This is a genomic window from Streptomyces durhamensis (assembly GCF_000725475.1).
Classification (GTDB): Bacteria; Actinomycetota; Actinomycetes; order Streptomycetales; family Streptomycetaceae; genus Streptomyces; species Streptomyces filipinensis.
This window is the reverse complement of sequence record NZ_JNXR01000117.1, coordinates 1-435: the sequence shown is the minus strand read 5'-3', so window position 1 is coordinate 435 and position 435 is coordinate 1. Positions and strand designations below refer to the sequence as shown.

Genomic DNA, 435 nt, shown 5'->3' with positions numbered 1-435 from the left:
GGGGGCGCAGCCGCTCGATCTCGTCTCGGCCATTGATCATCCGGTCCACGACCGGCTGAGACTGGGCAGTGACCACCGCCCGTTCACGCAGCACTGCTTGGGTTTGTTCGCCTGGACCCCATGCCGCGCGTTGAAAGATCTGCCAGATGGCCAGCACCGCGCCTTGCGGGGGGTGGGAGAACCCGGCTGGGACACCGGAGCTGTCGATGCTGGTGGGTCCGTCTGAGGTCGAGAAGCCCAGAGGGGTGCCGTTGACGCGTTGCCACATCAAGCCTTTCGGCGCGTCCAGTGGTGCATCGGGATCGGTGATGCTGGCTGACGGGGAGGGTTTGGCGGTTTGCGGGAGCACCTGTCCGAGGGGGTTGGTGGGTGTTTCGATCCGGCGGCCGTGTGAGTCGGTGGTGGGAATGCCGAAGGCGTCGGCCGCGAGCTCGG

At 66.9% G+C, this 435-nt stretch carries 1 protein-coding gene; it reads right to left on the bottom strand.

Annotation, left to right across the window (positions count from 1 at the left end; translation table 11 throughout):
• The coding region (locus IO33_RS50960; RefSeq protein WP_209439023.1) for a DUF8175 domain-containg protein at positions 1 to 435 on the bottom strand (435 nt) is incomplete at both ends.